Annotated in this window: 8 protein-coding genes and 1 pseudogene; 8 read left to right on the top strand and 1 reads right to left on the bottom strand. The window is 34.7% G+C overall.

Features of this window, described 5'->3' with window-relative positions:
• The 7 genes and pseudogenes from HNQ37_RS08490 to HNQ37_RS03980 all read left to right on the top strand — a co-directional run.
• Positions 1-165 (top strand): annotated as a pseudogene (locus HNQ37_RS08490) (IS30 family transposase); the annotation flags it as partial.
• A 504-nt stretch (positions 166-669) separates the two neighbouring features.
• Positions 670-1,182, top strand: coding sequence for a ribosome maturation factor RimM (rimM, locus tag HNQ37_RS04005; protein ID WP_183539527.1), 513 nt, complete (start codon positions 670-672; stop codon positions 1,180-1,182).
• Positions 1,182-1,952, top strand: coding sequence for a tRNA (guanosine(37)-N1)-methyltransferase TrmD (gene trmD, locus HNQ37_RS04000; RefSeq protein ID WP_183539525.1), 771 nt, complete (start codon positions 1,182-1,184; stop codon positions 1,950-1,952). The genes rimM and trmD overlap by 1 nt, the downstream gene beginning before the upstream one ends.
• A gap of 64 nt (positions 1,953-2,016) precedes the next feature.
• On the top strand, positions 2,017-2,391 hold the full coding sequence (locus HNQ37_RS03995) for a DUF1149 family protein (RefSeq protein WP_183539539.1): 375 nt from the start codon (positions 2,017-2,019) through the stop codon (positions 2,389-2,391).
• A 3-nt stretch (positions 2,392-2,394) separates the two neighbouring features.
• Entirely contained in the window at positions 2,395-3,246 is an 852-nt protein-coding gene (locus HNQ37_RS03990; protein WP_183539523.1) for a DegV family protein, read from the top strand.
• A gap of 69 nt (positions 3,247-3,315) precedes the next feature.
• A complete protein-coding gene (locus tag HNQ37_RS03985; RefSeq protein WP_183539521.1) occupies positions 3,316-4,479 on the top strand; it encodes a CCA tRNA nucleotidyltransferase in 1,164 nt (387 codons plus the stop codon).
• A complete protein-coding gene (locus tag HNQ37_RS03980; RefSeq protein ID WP_183539519.1) occupies positions 4,457-5,860 on the top strand; it encodes a C69 family dipeptidase in 1,404 nt (467 codons plus the stop codon). The genes HNQ37_RS03985 and HNQ37_RS03980 overlap by 23 nt, the downstream gene beginning before the upstream one ends.
• 1,024 nt (positions 5,861-6,884) lie before the next feature.
• Here HNQ37_RS03980 and HNQ37_RS03975 read toward each other — a convergent pair.
• Positions 6,885-7,496, bottom strand: coding sequence for a TetR/AcrR family transcriptional regulator (locus tag HNQ37_RS03975; RefSeq protein ID WP_183539517.1), 612 nt, complete (start codon positions 7,494-7,496; stop codon positions 6,885-6,887).
• Between the two features lie 132 nt (positions 7,497-7,628).
• Between HNQ37_RS03975 and HNQ37_RS03970 the strand changes: the two genes are divergently transcribed.
• Entirely contained in the window at positions 7,629-8,180 is a 552-nt protein-coding gene (locus HNQ37_RS03970) for an NADPH-dependent FMN reductase (protein WP_183539515.1), read from the top strand.
• Positions 8,181-8,293 lie beyond the last annotated feature (113 nt).

Raw genomic sequence — 8,293 nt, 5'->3', positions numbered from 1 at the left:
CGTGGAAGCAATGAGAATCATAACCGCATGATCAGACGTTTCTTACCCAAAGGAACAAAACAAACAACAGCTTCAGCAGTTGCTAAAATTGAGACCTGGATGAATCAATATCCAAGAAAAATGTTCAAGTATCAGACACCACTTCAGATGTATCGGGGTGGCTAAATTAAATTTGCAATTTGCCGTCCTAATATAAATATTGTAATTAATAAAAGTATTAATATCTGGATAATAAATCAATATGATGTTTTTAAATGGAACACATTTTTAACAAATAAAGCAAGAAAGAGGACGAAGCATTTTTAAGATTAATTAAAATATTTAGGTTAACTTTGAAACATGGAAAAAAGATTTTATAAGTTATTATTAAATTAACCGTGAATAAAATATAGTTGAAAATTGAAAAGATATCACTTGTCTAGGCACAACCTGTATGAGAAAATTAATCAATTCTAACCTCGAAGAAAGTTGATTTTAGTGGAGATTACAATTTTATGAATATTAGTCTAGAGGACTGAGGATAATGTTTAACTTAACAAAGAATTCGAAGTTTATTTTGCTAAAATATTTATTTTGAAAGTATTGATTGTAATTCCCAACTTGTGAAGTGTTGGGTTTTTCAGTATAATAAATGGTAAAATTGAAATAGAATTAGTTTGAAAGAAGAATATGAATTTTTATAATGTTGCTGTGATTGTAAATGAAAAAGGCCTGCAGGGTGAAGTCAAAGTAAAATCTTTGACTGATTTTTCTGAGGAACGTTTTGCTAAAAAGTCAATGCTTTCGCTTTTTAACAAGGCAGATAAGTTTGTAAGTGAGCTTGAAATAAGCCATTCTCGCAAGCAGAAGAATGTATGGATTTTGAAGTTCTCAGGGCTTAACTCTATTAATGATGTGGAACCTTTTAAAGGTTTCACTTTGAAAATAGCAGAGGAAAACCTGACAGAACTGGGCGAAGGGGAATTTTACTATCATGATATTATTGGATTGGATGTTTTCTCAAATGATGAAAAGATAGGAATAATATCAGAAATTCTTCAACCAGGAGCAAATGATGTATGGGTAGTGAAACGTCAAGATAAGACAGATCTTTTGTTACCCTATATTGATTCAGTTATCATAAATGTATCTGTGAAACATAACAGGGTGGATGTTGTAATACCGGAAGGGCTAGATGACTAATGCGCATTGATGTCATGACCATTTTTCCAGATATGATGTCACCTCTTAATCAGTCTATGATTGGAAAAGCTCAAGAAAAAGGTCTGGTTGAGTTAAACACATTTGATTTTCGTAACTATGCCCAAAACAAGCAACGTCACGTGGACGATATGCCTTACGGTGGAGGCCAAGGCATGCTTATCATGCCCCAGCCGATTTTTTCTTGCTATGATGCTATTCCTAAAATTAGTGAAAACCCTAGGGTAATATTACTTGACCCTGCTGGTGAACTATTTAGCCAATCCAAAGCCGAAGAGCTTTCAAAAGAAGAACAATTGATTTTCATATGTGGCCATTATGAAGGATATGATGAGCGGATTAAAGAACTTGTTACAGATGAGCTTTCAATTGGTGATTTCATTTTAACAGGTGGTGAGATGGCAGCTAATATTATTATTGATGCGACTGTCCGTCTCATTCCGGATGTACTTGGGCGAGCAGTAAGCCATGAAGATGATAGTTTTTCATCGGGGCTACTAGAATATCCACAATATACCCGCCCAGAAGACTTTCAAGGAATGAAAGTACCAGAAGTTCTTATGAGTGGCCATCATGAAAATATCCGTAAGTGGCGTTTGAGGGAAAGTCTCAAAAAAACTTTGGAGCGTCGGCCAGATCTTATAGAGAAAAAAGTCTTAGACAGTGAAGAAGCACTGATTTTAAACGAATTAAAAAGTGAGCTCGAAAGCTTCAGAGACAAACCGCTTAACAAAAATAACTTAGAATTCTAGAAAATTTTGTTGTGATATAATTAGGCTTATGATTTGAAAAATGAAATTAGGAAACTTAGAAAAAATGGAATTATCAAGAGAAAAGGAATTTGTTCAATTTTATCATTACGATGCTCGTAATTTAGAGTTTGAAAAAGAACAAGGTAAGCCTGAAACACAAATTAATGTTCAGCTACAAATCATATCAAATAGTGCTGAATTAAATAACAGTCAGTTGCAATTACATTTGTCGGCTATTATAGTAATTGATGATTATGTATTGTCTGCTGGTTTGAGCCAATTAAGTCAGATTGAGGGCCGTGTAATTGAAAGTCAAGAAGACTTCAGCCAGGAAGAAATGCAAGAGTTGGCTTATCCTTTGTTTGATTTATTGCAACGCCTCACTTATGAAGTCACTGAAGTTGCGCTTGATAAGCCAGGTTTGAAGTTGGAGTTTTAATCTATGAAACTTGCCCTCATTACAGACTCATCAGCTGCAATTAGTAAGAAATACAAGAAGTTTGATAATCTTCATATTCTTGATATTCCACTCACCATAGATGGTGTGACTTATTCATCAAAAGAAATCTTTCTTGATGATTTTTTTGATTTAATGGCTACTTCAAAAGATGTACCAAAATCTTCTCAACCAAGTGTGATGGAATTAGAAGGGCTCTTAAAGCGTTTGAAGGTTCAAGGTTACACTCATGTTTTGGGTCTGTTTCTTCCTTCAGCAATTTCTGGTTTTTATCAGAATGCTTATTATCTTCAAAACGAATATTCTGATGAAAACATGAAAGTGGTCTTTCCTGAGACTTTCATCACTTCAAGTCCGCTTGGTTACATGGTTGAGACGGCCTTGGAAGCTGAAGTGAAAAATCTTGATTTTGACACAGTTATTGCAAATTTTGAAAGGTTACGTGACAATGATTCGGCCTTCATGTTGGTAGATGACTTGAAATGGTTATCTAAATCTGGTCGTCTGTCAAATAGTGCAGCTGTTCTTGGTACATTATTTGGCATTAAACCTGTTTTGACATTTTCTGATGCTGGATCAGTTGAACTTTTTGAAAAAGTTCGCACGACTAAGAAAGCCATGTCTCGCATGAAAAAATTATTGCTTGAGCATTCGAAACCTGATGATTATAAAATCTACATAATTCATTCCCGAGCTGAAAGAAAAGCTAAGGAGCTATATGAATTTGCGGTAGCTCAAGGGTATAAGGATGTAGAAATTCTTTCATTTGGAGCGGTTATCGCGACTCATCTAGGGATTGGTGCGACGGCCTATGCGATGGTTCCCAAAATATTTTAAGAAAAATCAGGCATTTTTCATTACTTCCTCTTGTGAGCAGGAAGTCTCAATTTTTGCTAAAATAGAAAGATGAAACTTGATCAACTCCAGAAAGAATTCATTCAAGCACAAGTAGTTTTAAAAAGGCTTCAGTCCGAAGGGTTTGAGGCTTATTTTGTTGGTGGATCTGTTCGTGACGCACTTTTAGGACGACCAATTCACGATATAGATATTGCAACTAGCGCTTATCCAGAAGAGGTTAAGCATGTTTTCAAGAAAACTTTTGACTTAGGGATTGAGCATGGAACTGTACTTGTACTAAGCGGAAAACAGCAGTATGAAGTGACAACTTTTAGGACTGAAAGTAAATATACGGACTATCGTCGTCCTGACAAAGTTAAATTTGTTTCAGATTTGACCGAAGACTTGAAGCGACGTGATTTTACTGTGAATGCCTTTGCAATGACTGTTGACGGTGAAATTATTGATGTCTTTGATGCCTTATCAGATCTGGAAAATAAAATCCTCCGTGCTGTTGGAAAAGCAGAAGAACGCTTTAACGAGGATGCTCTACGGATTATGAGAGGAATGCGCTTTGCAGCGGATCTTGACTTTGACATTGAAGATGAGACTTTTGAAGCGATGAAAAGTCATGCAAAGCTTTTACCAAAGATTTCTATTGAGCGTATTTTTGTTGAGTTAGAAAAGCTTATGTTATCTCCAAATTGGCGTAAAGGCTTAAGGACTTTAAATCAATCTGAGGCCTTTAAGTATTTACCCGGTTTTGAAGAACTTGACTTGAATGATTTTTCAGAAGATTACCAATTTAAGTCTTCTGAACAAGCCTGGGCCTTGCTTTACTTAAAATTCCATACTTTTGATCTTAAAGCCTGGAAGGTTTCAAATGATTTCAATAAGAAAACTAAATTAATTGTTAAAGCTTATTATGAAAAAGCTTGGACGCTTGAAAATATTTACTCTTATGGCCTTGAAATTGCCCAACTTGCGGATGACTTAAAGTTTGGTCAGGGTTTGGAATTAGATCTCTCAATTCCCCAGAATATCTATGACCTTTTACAAATTCACAGCAAGTCTGAGATTTTAGTCAAAGGTGCAGATTTAATAAAAGAGGGCCATCCACCTGGTCCTAGTTTAGGTCAACTTTTGAATAAAATTGAACTGAATATCGTGAACAATAAATTAAAAAATCAAAAAGAGGAGATTTTGGCTTATGTTAAAACCATATCGTGCTAGCTCATGTACTACCATTTTGGTGGGAAAAAATGCTTCAATTAATGGAGCTACGATTATTAGTCGTAATGAAGATGGTTCTGACACTTTGAACCCACAACGCTTTGTTTTGATTAAACCAACAGAGCAGATGCGTCACTATAAGGCAATTATCTCAGGTTGTGAGTTTGATCTACCAGACAACCCTCAAGCTTATACTTCAATGCCTGATGCAAATACAGAGTTTGGAATTTGGGCTGCTGCGGGAATTAACAGTAGTAACGTGGCCATGTCTGCGACTGAAACGATCACGACGAATTCAAGAATTCAAGGGCTTGACCCTTATAATGATGGTGGATTAGGAGAAGAAGATCTTGTCACTGTCACGCTTCCATATATTCATTCTGCTCGTGAAGGTGTCGAGCGATTAGGAAAATTGATTGCTGAATATGGCACTTATGAGCCAAATGGAATTGCCTTTTCTGACAGAGATGAGGTTTGGTGGTTTGAATCAATTGGTGGACATCACTGGGCTGCGGTTCGAATTCCTGATGACGCATATGTTGTTGCTCCTAACCGCTTCAACATTGATCACTTTAACTTCGATTCAAACAATACTTTATGTTCTTCTGACTTGAAAAAATTGATTGATGACAATAATTTGAATCCTGATTTTGAAGGTTACAACTTGAGACATATCTTTGGTTCTAGCTCAATCAAAGATACAGTTTACAACAATCCTCGTACTTGGTATGGCCAAAAATTTTTCAATCCTGAAGTTGAATTTGAACATGACTACATGGATCAAGACTTTGAATTCATAATGCGTGCAAATCGAAAGATTACAATTGAGGATATAAAATTCATTCTCTCAAGCCACTATGAAAATACAGAATTTGATCCTTACAGTAAATTAAATACAGAAGCGGAACGTCATGCAATTCGCCCAATTGGTTTGAATCGTAATATGAATGTTCACATACTTGAGATACGTAATGATGTTGATGAACAATTGGCCGGAGTTCACTGGGTAGGTTTTGGTGCAAATACCTTCAACTTTATTGTACCTTTCTATTCGCAAGTTACAGACACACCGGAAGCTTACCGCGATACAACAACTTCTTATGATCCTACGAAATACTATTGGTTAGCTGCAAGTTGCGGCTTGCTTGGTGATAATGATTATGACCGTGCGGTTGATAATTATTGTAATGCGGAACTCAAAGCTTTCTCACGCTTCCGTTTAATTCAAAATGAGACAGACAAATTAGGTGCGTCAGGAAATCTTAATAGTGTTAACCAGAAATTATCTGACATCGCAATGGAGATGCAAACTAAACTCATGGGTGATATGGTCATTTCTGGTACAAAACACATGACCTTGAAATTCTCATTTGCAGATTGAGTGTTCAGTCTTATTCTCTAGGTAAAGCTTAGGTCATATAACTTTAACCTTTCTGACTGTTACCTAATAATTATTTATATAAGATAAAATGATGATTTGTTATATTAAGTAAAGTTATGATATTTAAAAGAATCATGTGGTGTTTTGAGTAAGCAATTTGGCATAAACTTATATCAATCGTAGCATCCAGATTCACAAAATTTGCTGATATAAAGTTCTTAAAACTCCGACCAAAAGTGGGTTTACCTCCTAATATTACTAATGAAGATAACCAAGAATTAATTTAACATGCAGATGCTGTGATTATAAATGGAGTGCACGTGTAAAGTAATAAAATATAAGCTTTTTCATGAATTGATGGGTGTAATGGATGTATATGTGAATTAGTCAAGGCCCGTATTAAGGCAGGATATGGCCTCCACTTGAATAAACATGAAATTTACGATATAATTAAGCGAAATTTCTTGGAAGGGAGTTCTATTCATGGCATATAAGTCAAAGAAGTCAGGTAAACGTAACGCACGTTCTGGTGGTCACGCTCACTACAATCACACTGGTGTTAAACAAGTTGTGAAACCCGTCGAAAAAAAAGAAGACTAATATAAAAAAACGCTGACTTTATTGAATAGCGTTTTTTTATATTAGGAAAATATCAATATTCTTATGTTTATCTAGTATGTTTTCTAAAACTGTAAAATGTCCTATTATGAATAAATGTGGGGATTTGAAATAAAAAGGAAGTATGTTTATTTTGCATGGTGCGATATTATTTTAGATAACAGATTCACACAAGTTAAACTTTCAAAATTTATAAGATCAGACTACTTTTAAACTCAAAATTTATTGCAAAAAATATATGTACGAAACTATCGAGAACTGAAATTTATTAAATTGACTTGGGATTAGCCAAAAAGTTTTACAAATTAGGGATTAGGGGTAGAAATCGTTTCGCAAATGTAATAATTATAAAGCTATAAACACAATCTCAGCATTTTATGATTTTGCATATATTTTTCTATTGTATCTATCTTGATCTTTTAAAATCAAGCGAATTAAATGCGATACCTCTTTCAAAAACTTTTATGGCCATTTCTAAAATTTCAGAATCTTTGGATTTATTTTTATCTAACTGTGCACTCATCATGATGAGTCCACTTAATATAGCCATTAAAATATGGATATCTAGATCAGAACGTACTAATTGTTTTAGCTGAACTCGATTTAATAGGATTTCTAAAATATTTTGCAAATCCAATAAGTCCCCTTCTGGATCAAAAAATTCGCAAAGACCATTTTGAAAAGCATCAAATGTACCTTTATTTGAAAAATTATTGATTAAAATATAATGGATTAAGCCAGAGAAAGCCTCCCAATCACCCTCTACATTGAGATATTGCTGGGCATTTGTTATAAATTGGAGTTGAAAGGTTTGCTTAGCAGCTTCAAAAAGATCTGATTTTGCTGGATAATTTCTATATATAGTTCCAACTCCAATATTGGCATCTTTGGCAATCTCATTTACTGATACATCAATTCCTCGTTCTGTAAATAGATTACAGGCACTTGCTAATATTTTCTGCTTATTTAATTCAGCGTCACGTCGCTGTTTTCTTTCTATTGCTTGACATTCTTCCATTGTAACTATTATTATAACTCAATTTACAAATTTTTAAAACTAATTGTTTGCAAACGGAATACAAATTCCGTATAATAAAATAGGAATCTGAATTCCGCTTAATATAAATTAAATTATAAAGGAAAAAGAAAAATGTTAAAAATTGGTGTAGTTTTAGGTAGCGTACGTGAGGGAAGAAACGGTTTATCAGTTGCAAACTGGACAATAGAAAAATCGAAAGAATTCAGCAACGCAGACGAAGTATCATTTGAATTGGTAGATTTGGCCGATTACAATTTGCCATTCCTTGGTGTGACGCCAACAGCCGAACAAGCTATAGCAATTGGTAGCTGGTCTGAAAAGATTGCTTCATTTGACGGCTATATCTTTATAACAGCAGAATACAACCATGGTATTGCTGGTGCTTTCAAAAATGCTTTAGACTTCTTGAAACCTGAAGTAAAAAACAAAGCAGTTGCCTTCATTGGTTATGGTGGATTAGGTGCAGCACGTGCTATTGAAAGCATGCGCATGGTGTCTGGTGAATTGGCATTAGCAACAACTCAACGTAATGTCAACTTCTCATTGATTACTGATTTTGAAAATATGAGCACTTTCGCCCCAGCTGACTTTCACGAAGGTGAATTGAAAGAGCTTCTTCAACAATTGGCTGCTTGGTCTACAGCATTGAAGACAATTCGTTAAGTTTAACTTTCATTACTTTATAGACGTTTGATGAAACCCTGAAGCAATTTTGCTTTAGGGTTTTAATGTATTGCTTATACAAGCACTAGAAATTTAGATAGAAATTTGAGTGG

This window comes from Lactovum miscens (genome assembly GCF_014202895.1).
In the GTDB taxonomy this organism is placed as follows: domain Bacteria; phylum Bacillota; class Bacilli; order Lactobacillales; family Streptococcaceae; genus Lactovum; species Lactovum miscens.
The sequence above is the reverse complement of the archived record's forward strand: the minus strand, read 5'-3'. Positions and strand labels throughout refer to the sequence as shown.

Excerpts from the sequence above, each read along its gene's own strand:
- HNQ37_RS03990 (WP_183539523.1), top strand. The coding sequence starts at position 2,395 with ATGAAACTTGCCCTCATTACAGACTCATCAGCTGCAATTAGTAAGAAA.
- trmD (WP_183539525.1), top strand. The coding sequence starts at position 1,182 with ATGCGCATTGATGTCATGACCATTTTTCCAGATATGATGTCACCTCTT.
- HNQ37_RS03985 (WP_183539521.1), top strand. The coding sequence starts at position 3,316 with ATGAAACTTGATCAACTCCAGAAAGAATTCATTCAAGCACAAGTAGTT.
- HNQ37_RS03975 (WP_183539517.1), bottom strand. The coding sequence starts at position 7,496 with ATGGAAGAATGTCAAGCAATAGAAAGAAAACAGCGACGTGACGCTGAA.
- HNQ37_RS03970 (WP_183539515.1), top strand. The coding sequence starts at position 7,629 with ATGTTAAAAATTGGTGTAGTTTTAGGTAGCGTACGTGAGGGAAGAAAC.
- rimM (WP_183539527.1), top strand. The coding sequence starts at position 670 with ATGAATTTTTATAATGTTGCTGTGATTGTAAATGAAAAAGGCCTGCAG.
- HNQ37_RS03980 (WP_183539519.1), top strand. The coding sequence starts at position 4,457 with ATGTTAAAACCATATCGTGCTAGCTCATGTACTACCATTTTGGTGGGA.
- HNQ37_RS03995 (WP_183539539.1), top strand. The coding sequence starts at position 2,017 with ATGGAATTATCAAGAGAAAAGGAATTTGTTCAATTTTATCATTACGAT.